Origin of the sequence: Spirillospora sp. NPDC047418 (genome assembly GCF_040643275.1) — a bacterium.
Classification (GTDB): domain Bacteria; phylum Actinomycetota; class Actinomycetes; order Streptosporangiales; family Streptosporangiaceae; genus Spirillospora.
The window spans coordinates 72,215-89,834 of sequence record NZ_JBEYTW010000007.1; the positions used below are offsets into that span (position 1 = coordinate 72,215).

At 72.5% G+C, this 17,620-nt stretch carries 19 protein-coding genes; 11 read left to right on the forward strand and 8 right to left on the reverse strand.

Going from position 1 to position 17,620, the window contains the following annotated elements; genetic code table 11:
• Nucleotides 1-5: 5 nt before the first annotated feature.
• Complete coding sequence (locus tag ABZ806_RS06335; RefSeq protein WP_500215786.1) at nucleotides 6-533, forward strand: hypothetical protein; 528 nt, start codon at nucleotides 6-8, stop codon at nucleotides 531-533.
• On the opposite strand, the gene ABZ806_RS06340 is transcribed toward ABZ806_RS06335, so the two are convergent.
• A complete protein-coding gene (locus tag ABZ806_RS06340; protein WP_500215787.1) occupies nucleotides 475-1,017 on the reverse strand; it encodes an RNA 2'-phosphotransferase in 543 nt (180 codons plus the stop codon). The two genes, ABZ806_RS06335 and ABZ806_RS06340, sit on opposite strands and share 59 nt — an antisense overlap.
• A 55-nt stretch (nucleotides 1,018-1,072) precedes the next feature.
• Entirely contained in the window at nucleotides 1,073-1,342 is a 270-nt protein-coding gene (gene rpsT / locus ABZ806_RS06345) for a 30S ribosomal protein S20 (RefSeq protein ID WP_500215788.1), read from the reverse strand.
• Between the two features lie 206 nt (nucleotides 1,343-1,548).
• Here rpsT and lepA point away from each other — a divergent pair, with 206 nt between their 5' ends.
• Nucleotides 1,549-3,429 (forward strand): translation elongation factor 4, encoded by a 1,881-nt coding sequence (gene lepA, locus ABZ806_RS06350; protein ID WP_500215789.1) that lies wholly within the window; start codon nucleotides 1,549-1,551, stop codon nucleotides 3,427-3,429.
• Nucleotides 3,430-3,445: 16 nt separating this feature from the next.
• Here the strand turns inward: lepA and ABZ806_RS06355 are convergent, their stop codons facing one another.
• The 3 genes from ABZ806_RS06355 to ABZ806_RS06365 all read right to left on the reverse strand — a co-directional run bounded on the left by ABZ806_RS06355 (nucleotide 3,446) and on the right by ABZ806_RS06365 (nucleotide 6,566).
• Nucleotides 3,446-4,000, reverse strand: coding sequence for a DUF4870 domain-containing protein (locus ABZ806_RS06355; RefSeq protein ID WP_500215790.1), 555 nt, complete (start codon nucleotides 3,998-4,000; stop codon nucleotides 3,446-3,448).
• Between the two features lie 151 nt (nucleotides 4,001-4,151).
• Entirely contained in the window at nucleotides 4,152-5,555 is a 1,404-nt protein-coding gene (locus ABZ806_RS06360; protein WP_500215791.1) for a hypothetical protein, read from the reverse strand.
• A gap of 75 nt (nucleotides 5,556-5,630) precedes the next feature.
• Entirely contained in the window at nucleotides 5,631-6,566 is a 936-nt protein-coding gene (locus tag ABZ806_RS06365) for a hypothetical protein (RefSeq protein ID WP_500215792.1), read from the reverse strand.
• Nucleotides 6,567-6,727: 161 nt separating this feature from the next.
• Here ABZ806_RS06365 and ABZ806_RS06370 point away from each other — a divergent pair, with 161 nt between their 5' ends.
• Together ABZ806_RS06370 and hemW are read left to right on the forward strand one after the other, a co-directional pair.
• The gene (locus ABZ806_RS06370; RefSeq protein ID WP_500215793.1) at nucleotides 6,728-7,168 is read left to right on the forward strand and encodes a hypothetical protein; all 441 of its coding nucleotides are present in this window, start codon (nucleotides 6,728-6,730) and stop codon (nucleotides 7,166-7,168) included.
• 30 nt (nucleotides 7,169-7,198) lie between these two features.
• Nucleotides 7,199-8,407 (forward strand): radical SAM family heme chaperone HemW, encoded by a 1,209-nt coding sequence (gene hemW / locus ABZ806_RS06375; RefSeq protein ID WP_500215794.1) that lies wholly within the window; start codon nucleotides 7,199-7,201, stop codon nucleotides 8,405-8,407.
• On the opposite strand, the gene ABZ806_RS06380 is transcribed toward hemW, so the two are convergent.
• Nucleotides 8,404-9,216 (reverse strand): DUF3097 domain-containing protein, encoded by an 813-nt coding sequence (locus ABZ806_RS06380; RefSeq protein ID WP_500215795.1) that lies wholly within the window; start codon nucleotides 9,214-9,216, stop codon nucleotides 8,404-8,406. The two genes, hemW and ABZ806_RS06380, sit on opposite strands and share 4 nt — an antisense overlap.
• A 204-nt stretch (nucleotides 9,217-9,420) precedes the next feature.
• On the opposite strand from ABZ806_RS06380, the gene hrcA reads away from it, so the two are divergent.
• The 3 genes from hrcA to ABZ806_RS06395 all read left to right on the forward strand — a co-directional run bounded on the left by hrcA (nucleotide 9,421) and on the right by ABZ806_RS06395 (nucleotide 12,520).
• A complete protein-coding gene (gene hrcA / locus ABZ806_RS06385; protein ID WP_500215879.1) occupies nucleotides 9,421-10,434 on the forward strand; it encodes a heat-inducible transcriptional repressor HrcA in 1,014 nt (337 codons plus the stop codon).
• Nucleotides 10,435-10,436: 2 nt separating this feature from the next.
• Nucleotides 10,437-11,573: a molecular chaperone DnaJ gene (gene dnaJ / locus ABZ806_RS06390; protein ID WP_500215880.1), complete on the forward strand. Its 1,137-nt coding sequence runs from the start codon at nucleotides 10,437-10,439 to the stop codon at nucleotides 11,571-11,573.
• A gap of 215 nt (nucleotides 11,574-11,788) precedes the next feature.
• Complete coding sequence (locus ABZ806_RS06395) at nucleotides 11,789-12,520, forward strand: 16S rRNA (uracil(1498)-N(3))-methyltransferase (protein WP_500215796.1); 732 nt, start codon at nucleotides 11,789-11,791, stop codon at nucleotides 12,518-12,520.
• Between the two features lie 9 nt (nucleotides 12,521-12,529).
• Here ABZ806_RS06395 and ABZ806_RS06400 read toward each other — a convergent pair whose 3' ends face one another.
• Together ABZ806_RS06400 and ABZ806_RS06405 are read right to left on the reverse strand one after the other, a co-directional pair.
• On the reverse strand, nucleotides 12,530-13,219 hold the full coding sequence (locus tag ABZ806_RS06400; RefSeq protein WP_500215797.1) for a hypothetical protein: 690 nt from the start codon (nucleotides 13,217-13,219) through the stop codon (nucleotides 12,530-12,532).
• A complete protein-coding gene (locus ABZ806_RS06405) occupies nucleotides 13,216-13,758 on the reverse strand; it encodes a SigE family RNA polymerase sigma factor (protein ID WP_338071032.1) in 543 nt (180 codons plus the stop codon). The genes ABZ806_RS06400 and ABZ806_RS06405 overlap by 4 nt, the downstream gene beginning before the upstream one ends.
• Before the next feature lie 343 nt (nucleotides 13,759-14,101).
• Between ABZ806_RS06405 and ABZ806_RS06410 the strand changes: the two genes are divergently transcribed.
• The 4 genes from ABZ806_RS06410 to ABZ806_RS06425 all read left to right on the forward strand — a co-directional run bounded on the left by ABZ806_RS06410 (nucleotide 14,102) and on the right by ABZ806_RS06425 (nucleotide 17,463).
• On the forward strand, nucleotides 14,102-14,446 hold the full coding sequence (locus ABZ806_RS06410) for a histidine triad nucleotide-binding protein (protein WP_500215798.1): 345 nt from the start codon (nucleotides 14,102-14,104) through the stop codon (nucleotides 14,444-14,446).
• A 145-nt stretch (nucleotides 14,447-14,591) separates the two neighbouring features.
• Nucleotides 14,592-15,656 (forward strand): PhoH family protein, encoded by a 1,065-nt coding sequence (locus ABZ806_RS06415; protein WP_500215799.1) that lies wholly within the window; start codon nucleotides 14,592-14,594, stop codon nucleotides 15,654-15,656.
• A complete protein-coding gene (gene ybeY, locus ABZ806_RS06420) occupies nucleotides 15,653-16,129 on the forward strand; it encodes an rRNA maturation RNase YbeY (RefSeq protein ID WP_500215800.1) in 477 nt (158 codons plus the stop codon). Before ABZ806_RS06415 ends, ybeY begins: the two co-directional genes overlap by 4 nt.
• Nucleotides 16,129-17,463 (forward strand): hemolysin family protein, encoded by a 1,335-nt coding sequence (locus ABZ806_RS06425; RefSeq protein ID WP_500215801.1) that lies wholly within the window; start codon nucleotides 16,129-16,131, stop codon nucleotides 17,461-17,463. The genes ybeY and ABZ806_RS06425 overlap by 1 nt, the downstream gene beginning before the upstream one ends.
• The last annotated feature ends 157 nt before the right edge of the window (nucleotides 17,464-17,620 follow it).

Below are 17,620 nucleotides of genomic sequence, written 5' to 3' on the forward strand. Positions count from 1 at the left end.
GACGCATGGACATCGAACATCGGCTCGGCGTTGATTTCGGCCGGGTCATCCACGGGGGCCTGCTGGCTCCCGGCGACGACGACACCGTGTTCCTGGACGGCAGCTTCGAGGAGGCGCTCGCATCGCCCGCGACCGAGGGCGTCTACGACGTGCTTCCGGGGCTCGTCGAAGCTTTCGAAGGGCGCGCCTGGATCATTTCCAAGTGCGGCGACCGCATACGGAAGAGGACGCTGGCATGGCTGCACCATCACGACTTCTACGCCCGGACGGGGCTGCCCGAAGAGAACGTCCGGTTCTGCCGGAAGCGGGCGGAGAAGGCGGGGCACTGCGCGGAACTCGGCATCACGCACATGATCGATGACCGGCTGGACGTGCACCGGGCCATCCGGGAGACCGTCCCCTACCGGTATCTGTTCGGGCCGGAGGAAGGGCCCGAATGGGTGCGGCACCTGCCCGGCTGGCGGGCCGCCGAGATCATTCGCGGAGATATTCCGGCGGGACGGAACCGGCCAGCCACACCCCGTTCGCGCTGACCCGGAACTCGTGCCCGTCGGCGGCCATGCGCCCGGACGCGACCGTGAGGACGACCGGCCGGCCGCGGCGGGCGCCGACGCGCCGGGCCGTCTCACGGTCGGGGGAGAGGTGGACGGCGTGCCGTCCCATCGGCAGCAGCCCCTCGCGCAGGATCGACGCGACGGAATGGCGGACGGTGCCGTGGTACAGCAATTCCGGCGGGTCCACCGGCGGCAGATCCAGTTCGACCGGGACTGAATGGCCCTGGACGGCCCGTATCCGGTTCCCGTCCATTTCGTAGCGCTTCTTGTCGTTGACGTCCACCACGTGTTCCAGTTCGGAACGGGTCAACGCGAAGCCGTGCCGCGACGCGGCGGCGAGGAGTTCGGTGACGTCCGCCCAGCCCTCCGGCGAGAGGGCGAGGCCGATCCGCTCGGGGCGGTGCCGCAGGTGCCTGGCGAGATACTTCGAGATCTTCACCACGCGGCGCTCGTCCATGGGCATGGGCCCGGACATGCGTCGGGGCCGGCGCGAGACGGCCGGCCCCGGGCGTGCGGTGCTACTTGGCCTGCAGGGCGGCGGCCTGCTTGGCGATCGCCGACTTGCGGTTGGCGGCCTGGTTCTTGTGGATGACGCCCTTGCTGACGGCCTTGTCCAGCTTGCGGGCGGCGGTGCGCTGCGCGGCGGCGGCGTCGTCCGCGTTGCCGGCCTCGGCGGCCTCCCGGAACTTGCGGATCGCCGTCTTCAGCTCGGACTTGACGGCCTTGTTGCGCAGCCGGGCCTTCTCGTTCTGCTTGTTGCGCTTGATCTGGGACTTGATGTTAGCCACGTCGTAGTGCCTCAGCTTGGTTGCGATCCACGCCTGCTCACCGGCAGGCTCCAACGGAATGTCTGAACGGGGGCGGGACGGTGCCCCCGGGGCACGACGCTACGCCACACGCAGTCGCACAGCCTACCAATCACCGGGGCCTGCCCCAAACCGGGCCGTGCACGGAGCACGGAGCACGGCATGGGACTATGGAAGCACACCTATCCATGCCCACCAGTGAGTTTTGCGAACGGACCCCGGTGCCAGCGCCTCAGCCCGACAAGACCGATCCCGCGATGATCCGCAACTTCTGCATCATCGCGCACATCGACCACGGCAAGTCGACCCTCGCGGACCGGATGCTGCAGCTGACGGGCGTGGTCGAGGACCGCCAGATGCGCGCCCAGTACCTCGACCGCATGGACATCGAGCGCGAGCGCGGCATCACGATCAAGAGCCAGGCCGTCCGGCTGCCCTGGACGTCCGGCGGCGCCGACCACGTCCTCAACCTGATCGACACCCCCGGCCACGTCGACTTCTCCTACGAGGTGTCGCGGTCGCTGGCGGCGTGCGAGGGCGCGGTCCTGCTGGTGGACGCGGCGCAGGGCATCGAGGCGCAGACGCTGGCGAACCTGTACCTGGCGCTCGAGGCCGACCTGCACCTCATCCCGGTGCTGAACAAGATCGACCTGCCCGCGGCGCAGCCGGACAAGTACGCCGAGGAGCTGGCCGGGATCATCGGCTGCGACCCGTCGGACGTGCTGCGCGTGTCGGGCAAGACCGGCGAGGGCGTCCGCGAGCTGCTCGACAAGATCGTCGCCGAGGTGCCGGCGCCGGTCGGCGACCCGGACGGCCCGGCCCGCGCGCTGATCTTCGACTCGGTGTACGACACCTACCGGGGCGTCGTCACCTATGTCCGGATCATCGACGGGCGGCTGTCGCGCCGCGAGAAGAGCCTGATGATGTCGACCGGGGCCGCGCACGAGACCCTGGAGGTCGGCGTGATCGCCCCGGAGCCGAAGCCCGTGCAGGGCCTCGGCGTCGGCGAGGTCGGGTACCTGATCACCGGGGTGAAGGACGTCCGGCAGGCGCGGGTCGGCGACACCGTGACCGGTGCGTCCCGGGCGGCCACCGAGGCGCTCGGCGGCTACCGCGACCCGAGGCCGATGGTGTTCTCCGGCCTCTACCCGGTGGACGGCGACCAGTACCCGGAGCTGCGGGACGCGCTCGACAAGCTGCGGCTGAACGACGCCGCGCTGGTCTACGAGCCGGAGACGTCGGCGGCGCTCGGGTTCGGGTTCCGCTGCGGGTTCCTCGGCCTGCTGCACATGGAGATCGTCCGGGAGCGGCTGGAGCGCGAGTTCAACCTGTCGCTGATCTCGACCGCGCCGAACGTCGTGTACCGGGTCGTCATGGAGGACGGGACCGAGCACACCGTCACCAACCCCAGCGAGTTCCCCGAGGGCAAGATCGGCACCGTGTACGAGCCGGTGGTGCGGGCGACGCTGCTGTCGCCGTCCGAGCACATCGGCGCGATCATGGAGCTGTGCCAGGGCCGCCGCGGCGTGCTGCTCGGCATGGACTACCTCTCCGAGGACCGCGTCGAGATCCGCTACACGCTGCCGCTCGCCGAGATCATCTTCGACTTCTTCGACCAGCTGAAGTCGCGGACCCGCGGGTACGCCTCGCTCGACTACGAGCCCAGCGGCGAGCAGGAGTCCGACCTCGTGAAGGTCGACATCCTGCTGCAGGGCGAGTCGGTGGACGCGTTCAGCCAGATCGTCCACAAGGAGAAGTCCCGCGAGTACGGGCTGATGATGACGTCCAAGCTCAAGGAGCTCATCCCGCGGCAGCAGTACGAGGTGCCGATCCAGGCCGCGATCGGCGCCCGGATCATCGCGCGGGAGAACATCCGCGCGATCCGCAAGGACGTCCTCGCCAAGTGCTACGGCGGCGACATCTCCCGTAAGCGCAAGCTGCTGGAGAAGCAGAAGGAGGGCAAGAAGCGGATGAAGACCATCGGGCGGGTGGACGTCCCGCAGGAGGCCTTCGTCGCCGCCCTCTCCACCAGTGGCGGCGGCGGCGACGCCGACAAGGGCAAGAAGTAGACCCGCCCGGGGACCGCTACTTGAGGATGGGCCACGCCACTACGGCGGGGACGCGACGGAACTCGCCGCGGTTGGCGGCCCGTCCCGCGTAGACGAGGAAGAACATCACGGCGGCCGTGAACAGCAGCGGTACCCAGACGAGGATCTCGACGGCCAGGGACAGCAGGCCGAACACGAACCACACGGCGATCGCCGCGATGCCCATGTTGAGGCCCTGCGCGGCGTGCCGGCGGACGAACGGCGACCCCGCCTTGCCGAAGTAGACGATGGCCGGTGCCACCGCGCCGACGAGGAACTGGCCCACGTACGCCATCAGCGACCAGGTGCGGTCGTCGTCGCTGACGGGTCCGTAGTGGCCGGGCATCTGCGAGGTGCCCCCGCCCTGCTGGTCCTGCTGGGGCTGCTGCCAGCCCGCGTTGGGCTGCGGCGCCTGCGGAGGCTGCGCCTGCTGAGGCTGCTGGGGTTGCTGCCACATGTTCCCCGGCTGCTGCCAGGGGGACTGCTGCTGCGGCTGCGCCTGCCATCCAGGCTGCTGCCCTTGGCCGGGCGACGGGGGAGGCCCGTAGGCCATGGCGGACGTCCTCTCCAGTAGTTCGCTGCGCGTTCGCCGTGCGAGCTATTGCGCGAAGTGTATGACTCCTTCGACGCGTGAGAAGTTCGGACGGGTTCCGTTCATCCGCCCGGTCCGTGGCCGTTTCGCGCCACGGACCGCGATACGCGGGTCAGGGACGCCAGATGACGGCGGATGGGCTCGCCCGGGTGAGCGTGACCGAGCCCGTCCAGCCGATGGACGACGGCTGCGGCAGGAACGACTCGTCCAGGAAGAACCCCCGGTTGATCGACGTGACCGTGGCGGGCGCGCCGTTGTCCCCGAACCCGGTCGGACGGCGAATCGCCTCGATGCTCGCGATATCGGAGACCTTCGTCCCCCGCGGCAGTTCGACGGTGGTGGCGACGGCGCCGTCCCGGTCGATCGACCAGGTCGGCTCGTCATGGTCGGACCGGTACAGCGTGGACGGGTCGTCCTTCAGCCTGACCCCCAGCGCCACACCCGGCACCGCCCCCCAGGCGGTCGCGGCACCCGTGGTCTTGGCGAACTCCACGAACAGGTAGGAGCGCTGGTCGCCGACCTCCCGCGTCGCCGGATCGGACGGGTCCTCGATCTTCCCCTCCCGCACCATCTCCTGGGCCGCGACCCGGTACGTCCACGGCTCGCGGTCCATGACGATCTCGCGGGCACGCCCGCCCGGCCGGGTCGCGGACGCGTCCAGGAGGAAGCGCAGCGGCGGCTCGGGGGAGACGACGTCGCACATGTTGTTGTTGGACGTGCACGTCTGGAGGACCGGATGGTCGCCCTCGTACCGTCCGGTGAAGCCGAGTGTGAGGTGCAGGGGCGCCTGGTACACGGCGGTTCCGTCCACCCGGTTCCCGGACGCGTCCACCTCGACCCGGTAGACCCACTCGATGTCGGTGGTGCGGCCCCAGCGGGCCATGAGCGCGGGCGTGTCGGTGCCGCCGTCCTCGTTGCTCCACACCAGCGAGTACTCGATGACGCTGTGCCCCGGAGTGGCGGCCGGCCGCGTCTCGTGCCAGGCCACCAGCGGGGTGTCGGTGGTGGCGTTCTGGTAAGGGTCGCCGAAGGGCCAGCCCGTCCGGCCGACGACGATCGGCGCGTGCCGTAACGCGACCGCGTCCGACATCCGGACCCCGGCGTCTTGGAGTGTGACGCTGCGGGCGTCCGCCGCGCTGCCCTTCGCGAAGCGCAGCGCCACCGTGTGGCGCCCCTTCCCGACATGCCCGAGACCGAGGCTCCGGGGGATCGGGTCGGACGAGGGGACGACGAGGTCGGTGGCGTGGCGCCCGTCCACCGCGATCGACACGACGGCGGACTCGGCGCCCGCGCGCACCCACGAGACGCCGGGCGCGGACGCGGCGAAGGAGATCACGGCCTCCCCGTCGCGGCCGGCGGTGAACGGGAGCGACCTGGCGGGTCCGCCGCGGTGGACGGTGATCGACCCCGTGGCGGCGCGGGCGGGAGCGGCGGTGAGAGCGGTGAGGGCGAGGGGAGCGCCGGCGAGGGCGGCGCCGGTCACGGCGAGCACGGCATGACGCGCACGGCTTCTCATGATCGGGGAACCTAGGGCCGCGGGGTCGCGTTCGGGTGACGGCGCGATAGCCGCTGGGCGTCGGCTTCGTGAGCGTCAGGCGCGGCTGCGGTGCGGGGTCCGGAGCGCGGCGAGCGCGGCCGGCGGCTGCAGCGACACGGCCGTGAACCGCTCCGCGCCACCCGGCGGGTCCGTGTCACCGGGCCGGCCGGGCCCATGCAGCGTCCGGTCGGGCCCGTACAGCGTGAGGCCCGAGTCCGCCAGCCGGACCGTGCGGCCCCGCCGCACCACCTCGTGCCCCAGTTCCCGCAGCAGCGCGACCACGTCGCCGGCGGGCTCGTCGAGCAGGTCGACGCCGTCGAGGCGGAACCGCATCTCCGGGTTGCCGCTCCAGCCGGGCGAGCGCGTCCCGCAGATCTCGGCGAGCCGTTCCACGCCGTCCTCGCCGCGGTCCGTGGACAGGGCCAGCGACCCGCGCCCCACCCGCACGCTGCGGTGGTCGGCCCAGCCGCACAGCAGCGACGCCTTCGGCGCGCCGGTGCCGCAGCGCTCGGCGACCGCGGCGAGCGTCGTCCAGGTGTCGGGGGCCTGCGTGGAGAACAGCAGGCTCGCGTCCGGCAGCAGCGCCCCGCGGCCCGGCTCCAGTGTGATCACGAACGGGGCGACGCGGCCGGGGAACCGCGCGGGATCGGCCTCCCGCAGTGTGACGAGCCCCTCCCAGACGACCGGCTCGTCCACCGCGAACCAGGTGATCACGGCCTCGACGCCGAGCGTCCGGAACGTGGTGTCGGTCAGCCGCTCGGCGACCGCCTCCCGCAGCCCCTCGGCCGTCTCGGCGAGCCTGCGGTACCACCACGGCGGCTCCGGGTCGGCGCGCCCGCCCGTCGACCAGCGGGTCCCCGCGCCGGGGAGGTCCGCACGCCGCTCGCCGCCCGCGCCGTCGACCACCACGCAGTGCCAGCCGTCCGGCTCGCCCTGCAGCAGCACCCGCGCCGGTGCGCGTCCCCGCTCCGTCCCGCCCTCGTCCACCATCACGACGACACTATCCGCCCAAGAGGGTCGGCACGCTCCATTCCGGCCGCCCGGGGGCCCGTTTCCGGACGACACGGCGGGGGTTGCTCGACCTCGGCCCTCATGTCGGTACGGTCGGAGGCAGCGGCCAGCCGGTCCCGACCCGACCTCCCGGAGGTAGCGTGACCCACCCCGAGCAGGTTCTGCGTTCCGCGAAGGAGCGGGAGACGGTGAACGGCGCCGTCCGCGCGCTGCGCTCCGCCGCCCCCGACGGCTGGGAGCGGCTGGACTTCGAGTTCCGCGCGACCGTCGGCATCGACAGCGCCTCGTTCGAGGTCGAGGACGCCGCCGGCGGGCGCCGCACCGCCATCCCGCCGGGGCAGGCCATCGGCCGGATGGACGAGCTGCGCCGCGTCATGTACCGCGGCGGCAAGGGCGCCTGGTTCACCGCGCGCCTGCAGATCGAGCGCTCGGGCCGGTTCAGCGCCGAGTTCGACTACGACGGGGAACCGGACTTCAACCCGCCCCTCACCCCGTCCGCCTACGCCCTGGACCTCGACCGCTTCCCCCGCACGGAGGCCCACATCCCCGCCTGGCTCCGCGCGAAGCTCGACGAGGTCTGAGCAGGCGCCGGGAGGGGGCAGACTTGACGGGTGCCCTCCACGCTTCCCGACGGTGATCCCGTCCCCCTCGACGGCGCGCTGCCCGCCAGTGCCCTGACCGGCCTGGGGAGCCGGCCCTTCGCCTTCTACGTCCACGTGCCCTTCTGCGTGACCCGGTGCGGCTACTGCGACTTCAACACCTACACGGCGACGGAACTGGGCCCCGGCGCGAGCCGCGACTCCTACGCCGACACCGCCATCGGCGAGGTGCGGATGGCGCGGCGCGTCCTCGGGGACGCCGACCTGCCGGTCGACACGGTCTTCGTGGGCGGCGGTACCCCGACGCTGCTCCCGCCGGGCGATCTCGGCCGGATCCTGGCCGCCGTCGACGCCGAGTTCGGGCTCGCGAAGGGCGCGGAGGTCACCACCGAGGCGAACCCCGAGTCGGTGGACGAGTCCTCCATCGCGGGGCTCCGCGAGGCCGGGTTCACCCGGATCTCGTACGGGATGCAGAGCGCGCGCGAGCACGTCCTGGCCGTCCTGGAGCGCACGCACACCCCCGGACGCGTCCCGCAGGTCGTCGACTGGACGCGCAGGGCGGGCTTCGAGCACGTCAACCTCGACCTGATCTACGGCGCGCCGGGCGAATCCGACGACGACTGGAGGGCCTCCCTGGAGGCGGCCCTGGCCTGCGAACCCGACCACGTCTCGGCCTACGCGCTCATCGTCGAGGAGGGCACCCGGCTGGCCGCCCAGGTGCGGCGCGGCGAACTGACGGCCCCCGACGACGACGCCATGGCCGACCGCTACCTCATCGCGGACGAGACGCTGAGCGCCCGCGGCCTGCACTGGTACGAGATCTCCAACTGGGCCGCCGACCCCTCCGCCGCCTGCCGCCACAACATGCTCTACTGGACGGGCGCCGACTGGTGGGGCGTCGGCCCGGGGGCGCACAGCCACGTCGGCGGAACCCGCTGGTGGAACGTCAAGCACCCCGCCGCCTACGCCTCCCGCCTGGCCGGGGGCACGACGCCCGCCCACGCCAGGGAGATCCTCACCGACGAAGACCGCCACATCGAGCGCATCATGCTCGAACTGCGCCTGGCCCAGGGCTGCCCCACCGACCTCCTGGCCGACAAGCCGGCCCGCAGAGCAGTAGACGAGGGCCTGCTGGACCCGGCCCACTACGCCGAGGGCCGAGCCGTCCTGACCCTCAAGGGCCGCCTCCTGGGAGACGCCGTCGTCCGCGACCTGACCTAGACCGTGACGAAGTCGATGAGCTCCTCTACCCGGCCCAGGAGGGCGGGTTCCAGGTCGGTGTAGGTGTTCACCGAGTTCAGGATCCGCTTCCAGGCGGCGCCGGTGTTGTCGCCCCAGCCGAGCTCGGCGATGACGCCCTCCTTCCAGGGGACGCCGCGCGGGATGCGCGGCCAGGCGCGGATGCCGACGGCGGCGGGCTTGACGGCCTCCCAGATGTCGATGAACGGGTGCCCGGTGACGAGGACGTGCGGCGACGACACCCGGGCGGCGATCCGGGACTCCTTGGAGCCCTCCACCAGGTGGTCGACGAGGACGCCGAGGCGGCGGTCCTCGTCCGGGCCGAACTCCTCGACGATGGCGGGCAGGTCGTCGACGCCTTCGAGGTACTCCACGACGACGCCCTCCACGCGCAGGTCGTGGCCCCAGATCTTCTCGACCAGCTCGGCGTCGTGGAGGCCCTCCACGTAGATGCGGCTCTCCTTGGCCACCTGGGCGCGCAGGCCCCGGACGGCGACGGAGCCGGACGCCGACCGCGCCGGCCCCTGCGGCCCGGCGGCCGGCCTGACCAGCGTGACCGGCGTGCCGTCGATGAGGAAGCCCGCCTTGGTGAGCGGGAAGACGCGGCGCTTGCCGAGCCGGTCCTCCAGGGTGACGCCGAACTTGTCGCAGCCGACCACGGCGCCGCAGAAGCCGCTGCCGGGGTCCTCCGCGACCAGCCCGGGTTCGGCCGGGATCTCGGGGATCTGGCCCTTGCGGGGCCTGCGCCAGTCGCCGGCGAGCACGTCGTTTCCGTAGTTCTTACTGCGCACGGGTCCGCACATTAACCCGGCGCGGCGGCCGCGCGGCGTCGCCCCTCGTCCCTCGGCGTGGCGCCCGCGCCCGATGTGGATAGGATCACGCAGCCGTGCGGGGAGTGCGCGGGCACGCCGATCGGCCTCCGGGGCCGTACACTTGGCACTCAGGAGTAAGGAGTGCCAGCGGCGGGAGGCCGGCCGGACGAGGGAGGTGACGCCGTGCTGGACGACCGGAAACTCGCGGTCCTGCGCGCCATCGTCGAGGACTTCGTCTCCACCAACGAGCCGGTGGGGTCGAAGGCCCTGACGGACCGGCACAACCTCGGGGTGTCGCCGGCGACCATCCGCAACGACATGGCGGTGCTGGAGGAGCAGGGCTACATCGCCCAGCCGCACACCAGCGCCGGGCGCGTCCCCACCGACAAGGGCTACCGGCTGTTCGTCGACCGGCTGTCGACGATCAAGCCGCTGTCGGTCGCCGAGCGGCGCGCGATCGAGACGTTCCTGTCCGGCGCCTACGACCTCGACGACGTCGTCGGCCGCACGGTGCGGCTGCTCGCGCAGCTCACCCGGCAGGTCGCCGTCGTCCAGTACCCGTCGCTGACGCGCTCGTCGGTGCGGCACGTCGAGCTCGTCCCGGTCGCCGAGCAGCGGCTGCTGCTCGTGCTGATCACCAACACGGGCCGGGTCGAGCAGCGGGTCATCGAGACGCCCGCCGGCATCTCCGAGGAATCGATCGGGCACCTGCGGGCGTTGCTCAACACATGCCTGGACGGACTCGGCCTCGGCGACGTGCCGACCGCCGTCGCGGACCTGCCGGACAAGGTGGGCCCGGACGAGCGGCCGGTCGCGGCGTCGGTGCTGTCGGTCCTGCTGGAGACGCTCGTCGAGAACCACGAGGAGAAGATCGTTTTCGCCGGGGCGGCCAACCTCGCCGCCGTGGACTTCTCCGCGAGCCTGCGGGAGGTGCTGGTGGCCCTTGAGGAACAGGTCGTCCTCATGCGGCTGCTCGGCGAGACCGGAGACTCCTCTACAGTTACGGTGCGGATCGGCACCGAGAATCCCGACCTGGGCCTCAGATCGACTTCGGTCGTCGCCGCGGACTACGGGGTGGGCGACCTCACCTTGGCCCGGCTTGGAGTGCTCGGGCCTACACGCATGGATTACCCCAGCACGATGGGAGCGGTACGGGCAGTGGCACGCTACGTGGGACAGATCCTGGCGGGGTCGTGAAAGTGGCGAACGACTACTACGCGACCCTGGGCGTCCGGCGCGACGCCAGCGCCGACGAGGTGAAGAAGGCCTACCGCCGGCTCGCGCGCGAGCTCCACCCGGACGTCAACCCGGATCCGGAGACCCAGGAGAAGTTCAAGGAGATCACCCAGGCGTACGAGGTGCTCTCCGACCCCAAGAAGCGGGAGATGTACGACCTCGGCGCGGACCCGTTCGCGTCCGGGGCCGGTGCGGGCGCCGGCGGGTTCGGCGGCGCCGGGTTCCCGTTCAGCGACATCATGGACGCCTTCTTCGGGACGTCGACGTCGCGCGGCCCGCGGTCGCGGGCGCGGCGCGGCCGGAACGCGACGCTGCGGGTCGAGCTCGACCTCGGCGAGACCGCGTTCGGCACGACCCGCGAGCTGTCCATCGACACCGCGGTCGCCTGCGCGGCCTGCGAGGGGTCGGGCTGCGCGCCCGGCACCCACCCGGACACGTGCGAGACGTGCCACGGGCGGGGCGAGGTGCAGCAGGTGCAGCGCTCGTTCCTCGGCCAGGTCATGACGGCGCGGGCGTGCCCGGCGTGCGGCGGTTTCGGGTCGGTGATCCGCAACCCGTGCACCGAGTGCTCCGGCGACGGCCGGGTCCGCACCCGGCGCACCGTCAAGGTCAAGATCCCGGCCGGGGTGGAGAACGGCATCCACATCCAGCTCGCCGGCGAGGGCGAGGTCGGCCCGGGCGGCGGCCCGCCCGGCGACCTGTTCCTGGAGATCGTGGAGAAGCCGCACCCGATCTTCGAGCGGGAGGGCGACGACCTGCACTGCACGGTCGAGATCCCGATGACCGCGGCGGCGCTCGGCACCAGCGTCACCATCGAGACGCTGGACGCGGCCGAGAGCGTCGACATCAAGCCGGGCACGCAGTCCGGGCAGGTCATCACGCTCTACAACCGGGGCGTCCGGCACCTCAACGAGAGCGGCCGCGGCGACCTGATGATCCACGTGAACGTGGAGACGCCGAACCGGCTGGACGAGGAGCAGGAGGAGCTGCTGCGCCGCCTCTCGGTCCTGCGCGGCGAGGAGCGCCCGCCCGGCAAGTTCGCCCCCGGGCAGCGCAACGGCATGTTCTCCCGCATCAAGGACGTCTTCAACCAGCACTGAAGCGCCGTGGCGGCGGCCTATCAGGAAGGCCGCCGCGGCGACGGCGACGAGCATGGGTGACCCGGGAGGACAACGCAGGCATGAGCGCAGCGAACCGGGGGGTGTGGGGGGTCGCCTCCCACAGGGTGCACGCATGAGCGCAGCGAACCGGGGGGTGTGGGGGGTCGCCTCCCACAGGGTGCACGCATGAGCGCAGCGAACCCGGGGGTGGGGGTGTGAGTCCGCCGGTGTTCCTTGCGGGGGCGGACGCGCTGGAGCGGGATGTCGTCGTCCTGGACGGGGCCGAGGGCCGGCACGCGGCGGCCGTGCGGCGGCTGCGGCCCGGTGAGCGCGTCGACCTGACCGACGGCGCGGGGCTGCTGGCCGAGTGCGTGGTCACCGCCGCCGACCGGGCGTCCCTCACGCTGGACGTCCGGGCCCGGCACCGGGAGCCGCCGCCGGCGCCGCGGCTCGTGGTCGTCCAGGCGCTGCCGAAGGGCGACCGGGGCGAGCTCGCCGTCGAGACCATGACCGAGGTCGGCGTGGACGTGATCGTCCCGTGGGCCGCGGACCGCTGCGTCACCCGCTGGCGCCCGGAGCGCCGCGACAAGGCCCTCGGACGCTGGCGGACGACCGCCCGGGAGGCCGCCAAGCAGGCGCGCCGGAGCAGGCTGCCCGAGGTGCCGGACCTGGCGTCCACCGAGGACGTCGCCGCGCGGCTCGGCGCCGCGTCCCTGGCGCTGGTCCTGCACGAGGAGGCGGACGCGCCGCTGAGCGCCGCCGAGCCGCCCGCGGGCGGCGACATCGTGCTCGTCGTCGGCCCCGAGGGCGGGATCACCGACGCGGAGCTGGCCCGGTTCGCCGCGGCCGGCGGTCGCCCCGCCCGGCTCGGCCCGACCGTGCTGCGCACGTCGACGGCCGGGGTCGCGGCGGCGGCCGTGCTGCTGGCCGCCACCGGGCGCTGGTAGCGCCGCCCGTCAGGGCGCGGTTCCGGCGCCCTGCTCGGCGGTGTTCACCGACTCGCTCGTCGGCGTCTGCGAGGGCGTGTCGGAGGGCTTCGGCGAGGCCGGCGGGCTGCTCGGCGTCGCCGGCGGCGGGGAGGTCGGCGCCGTGGTCGGCGTCTGGCTCGGGCACGGCGCGGTCGACGGGGTCGGGGTCGCCGTGGTGCCGGGCGAGGCCGAGGCGGCGCCCGGCCGCGGGATGCTGCACGACGACAGGCCGGGCGAGGAACTGGGGCTCGCGGTCGAGGACGGCGACGGCGAGCCGGACGTGCTGGCCCCCGGTGACGACGGGTCGGGGAACTCCGGATTGCCCTGGGCGTGGGCGCGGTCGCCGTCGGTGTCGTTCCGCCCCGTGTCCGACGGGCCGTTGTTCCCGACCGTCTGCTGGATGAGGTTCATGGTCTGCGGCGCCGTCACGCCGAGCGCCGCGATCAGCACGGCGGCGGCCACGGCGAGGACGGGCCGCGCCCAGCCGACGGTGAACCGGTCCACCCCGAACCGGGCGGGGCCGGTGAACCGCCCGAGGCCGGACCGGCGGCTCTGGCCGTCGGCTATGCGGGCCCGGATGCGCTGCAGGCCGTCGCCCGCGGGGTCGACCGAGTCCGCCTCCGCGTGCAGGGCGCGGCGGAGGATCTCGCCGTGCTCGTCGTGGGGGTCGGTGGTCATGTGAACTGCTCCAGGACGTTGCGGAGCGCGGTCATCCCGCGCGCCGTATGGCTTTTCACGGCACCGCGGGAGATGCCCATCGCGCCCGCGATCTCCGCTTCGGAGAGGTCGGCGTAGTAGCGCAGGACGAGTGCCTCCCGCTGGCGGGCGGGAAGCCGGGACAGCGCGTCGATGACGGCCGAGCGCTCCAGCTCCCCGATGGCCCCGGCCTCCGCGCTCGGCGCGTCCGGCAGGCCCTTCGGGGCGTACTTCTCGACGACGGCGCGGTGCCGGAGCACCGATCGCGACCGGTTCACCACGGACTGGCGCAGGTACGACAGGGCCTTGTCGGGGTCGCGCAGGCGGCGCCATCCGCCGTGCATCGCGACGAAGGCGTCCTGGACGACCTCTTCGGCCGTCCCGGCGTCCCGCACGAGCATGGCCGCCAGGCGCACCAGCGAGCGGTAGTTGGCGCTGTAGAGCGCCGTCACCGCCTGGTCGGCGTCCCAGGCGACGGCCACCGCCCCTGCCGCGCCCCTGGCCACGAGGGTCTCGGTCACGTCAGTTCGACGCGCGCCCTCCTCGCCCGGTTTACGAAGGGGCATGTCCTGGTCTGCCTCGGTCACCTGTCCGCCGCCTTCGCCGGCCCCGGCCGTCCACACGGACGGGCGCCCTCGGGGTGGCATGATCCGGCGCCCCGCCCGGCCGATGGCGCGCCGCAGCGCCGTGCGGACCGGGGGGTCGCCTTGAGCTGACAACCATAACCAGTGACCGCCCGCGATGGTGCCGGCAACGGGAGGTTGATCACCCGGAAACCCTATCCAGCGCGGGGCTCGGCGGGCCACGGCCGCCCGGCCCCGATAGGCTGCCGGGACGGTCCGGGGCCGCCGCGAGGGGAGACAGATGACCGACTGCCTGTTCTGCAAGATCGTTTCCGGGGACGTGCCCGCCACGATCGTCCGCGAGTCCGCGGGGACGGTGGCGTTCCGCGACATCAACCCGCAGGCGCCCACGCACGTGCTGGTCATCCCGCGCGACCACCACCCGACCGCCGCCGAGCTCGCCGCGGCCGATGCCGGGCTGCTCGCCGAGGTCGTCCGCGAGGCGCACCAGGTCGCCGTCGACGAGGGCGTCGCCGAGGCCGGCTACCGGGTGGTGTTCAACACCGGCGCGCAGGCCGGCCAGACCGTCTTCCACGTGCACGCGCACGTGCTGGGCGGACGCGGCCTCAACTGGCCTCCCGGCTGAGCCGCCCGCCGGGTCCCGGCCGGGCATCGCGCCACGCGAAAAACCTTTCGCCGCTCCGCCGGGGGTGGTCGGTACCATGGAACCGGCATACCTGGACACCCGGAGCACACAGAAGGCAGGTCCGAGAGGCCGCAAGGCCCGGCTGATGGTCGAATCAACTCACACGAGGGCAGCGCGCACCGGGCGCGACGACTCGCGCTCGCAGATCAAGATCGTGGTGCCGGACGACCATTCGATGGTGAGCCTGCTGGGCTCCCGGGATGAGCTGCTCCACGCGATCGAGCAGGCGTTCGGCAGCGGTATCGACTTCCACGTCCGCGGCAACGAGATCACCGTGACCGGCCCGCGGGCCGACACCGATCTCGCGTCCCGGCTCTTCACCGAGATGCTGGAGCTGCTGAAGGGCGGCACCCAGCTCACCCCCGACGCGGTCGAGCGCAGCCTCGCGATGCTGCGCGGCGAGGGCGACGCGCGCCCGGCGGAGGTCCTGACCCTGGACGTGCTGTCCAGCCGGGGCCGCACGATCCGCCCGAAGACGCTGAACCAGCGGCGCTACGTCGACGCGATCGACAAGCACACGATCGTGTTCGGGATCGGGCCCGCCGGCACCGGAAAGACGTACCTGGCGATGGCCAAGGCCGTCCGCGCGCTGCAGGACAAGCAGGTCAACCGCATCATCCTGACGCGTCCCGCGGTCGAGGCGGGGGAGCGGCTCGGGTTCCTGCCCGGAACGCTCTACGAGAAGATCGACCCGTACCTGCGGCCGCTGTACGACGCGCTGCACGACATGGTCGACCCCGACTCGATCCCGCGGCTGATGGCCGCCGGCACCATCGAGGTCGCCCCTCTGGCGTACATGCGCGGCCGGACGCTGAACGACTCGTTCATCATCCTGGACGAGGCGCAGAACACCTCGCCCGAGCAGATGAAGATGTTCCTCACCCGGCTCGGCTTCGGGTCGAAGGTCGTCGTGACCGGCGACGTCACCCAGGTCGACCTGCCGAGCGGGCAGAGCAGCGGGCTGCGCGTCGTCCAGGACATCCTGGAGGGCGTCGAGGACATCGACTTCTGCCGGCTGAACAGCCGCGACGTCGTCCGGCACAAGCTCGTCACCGACATCGTCGACGCCTACAACCGCTGGGACGAAACGCGCGTGCCGGACCTCAAGCAGGGCGCGCGCGGCGGGTCCCGCAAGCGGGGGCGGCAGTGAGCATCGAGGTGCTGAACGAGTCGGGCGCCGCGGTCGACGAGCAGGCCGTCGCGCGGCTGGCGCGGCACGTCCTGGACGGGATGCGCGTGCACCCGCTGGCGGAGCTGTCGATCCTGCTGGTCGACGAGGCCGCGATGACCGAGCTGCACGAGAAGTGGATGGACGAGCCCGGCCCGACCGACGTGCTGTCGTTCCCCATGGACGAGCTGCGCCCCGGCCACATGTCGGGCGGCGCCGACGAGGACGGCGAGACCGACCCGGGGCTGCTCGGCGACGTCGTGCTGTGCCCGCCGGTCGCCGAGCGGCAGGCGCGGACGGCGGGGCACAGCACCGCGGACGAGCTGGAGCTGCTGTGCGCGCACGGCATCCTCCACCTCCTCGGCTACGACCACGCCGAGCCCGACGAGCACAAGGAGATGTTCGGCCTGCAGGCCGAGCTCCTCGGCTCCTGGCGGGAGAAACGCGGGGGCTGATGAGCACCGCGCAGGCGTGGCTGTCGGCCCTGGCGGTGGGCCTGGTCCTCTTGGCGGGCCTGCTGGCCGGCACCGAGACGGCGCTCGCCCGGGTGTCGCGGGTGACCGTCGACGAGGTCGTCCGGGAGGGTCGGCGCGGCGCGAAGCGGCTCGCCGAGGTCGTCGCCGACCCGGCCCGCTACGTGAACATGGTGCTGCTGCTGCGGATCGGCTGCGAGCTCGTCGCGACCGTGATCGTGGCGGACCTGTGCATCTCCTGGCTGGACGAGACGTGGCGCGCCTACGTCACCGCCGCCGCGATCATGATCGTGGTCAGCTACGTGGTGATCGGCGTCGGCCCCCGCACGCTCGGCATCCAGCACGCCGACCGGATCGCGCTGGCCGGCGCCGCGGTGATCCACCCGGTGACCCGGGTGCTCGGGCCGCTGCCGGCGCTGCTGATCGCGCTCGGCAACGCGCTGACGCCCGGCAAGGGGTTCCGGGAGGGCCCGTTCGCCTCCGAGGCGGAGCTGCGCGACCTGGTCGACCTCGCCGAGCAGCGCGACCTGATCGAGCCGGTCGAGCGGGAGATGATCCACTCGGTGTTCGAGCTGGGCGACACGCTCGTCCGCGAGGTGATGGTGCCGCGCACCGACATCGTGTTCGTCGAGCGGACCAAGACGCTGCGGCAGGCGATGTCGCTCGCGCTGCGCAGCGGCTTCTCCCGCATCCCCGTCGTCGGCGAGAACGAGGACGACGTCGTCGGCATCGCCTACCTGAAGGACGTCGTCCGCCGTTCCCAGGAGCACCACGAGGGCGAATCTGTCGAGACGGTCGACTCGGTCATGCGCCCGGCCACCTACGTGCCCGACAGCAAGCCGATCGACGAGCTGCTGCGCGAGATGCAGGCCCGGCAGATCCACGTCGCGATCGTCATCGACGAGTACGGCGGCACCGCCGGCCTCGTCACCATCGAGGACATCCTGGAGGAGATCGTCGGCGAGATCACCGACGAGTACGACCGCGAGATCCCGCCGGTCACCTGGCTCCCGGACGGCGCCGCCCGCGTCACCGCCCGGCTCCCCGTCGAGGACCTCGCCGAGCTGTTCGACGTCGAACTCGACGCCGAGGACGTCGAGACGGTCGGCGGCCTCCTCGCCCACGCCCTCGGCCGCGTCCCGATCGAGGGCTCCACCGCCGAGGTCGGCTCCGGCGGCGACGACGCCCCCGTCCTCACCCTGAAGGCCGAGACCATCGCCGGCCGCCGCAACAGAATCGGCACGGTGCTGGTGACTAGGCTCCGCGCCAGCGCAGCGGATGTGCCCGCAACTGGCAACTCTGACAAGACCCGCTGAGCCCTGCCTGCATCTCGGCCGTCAGCGACCTGAGCCGTCGCGATCGCGTGCGAAGCCGGATTCGAGCTTGCGAGAATCTGATCGCGCAGCGAGCCTCTGGGCGAGTCGGAGCGATGCCAGCGATCGCACGCGTTGTCGGTGTGTCAGGCGCCCCCAG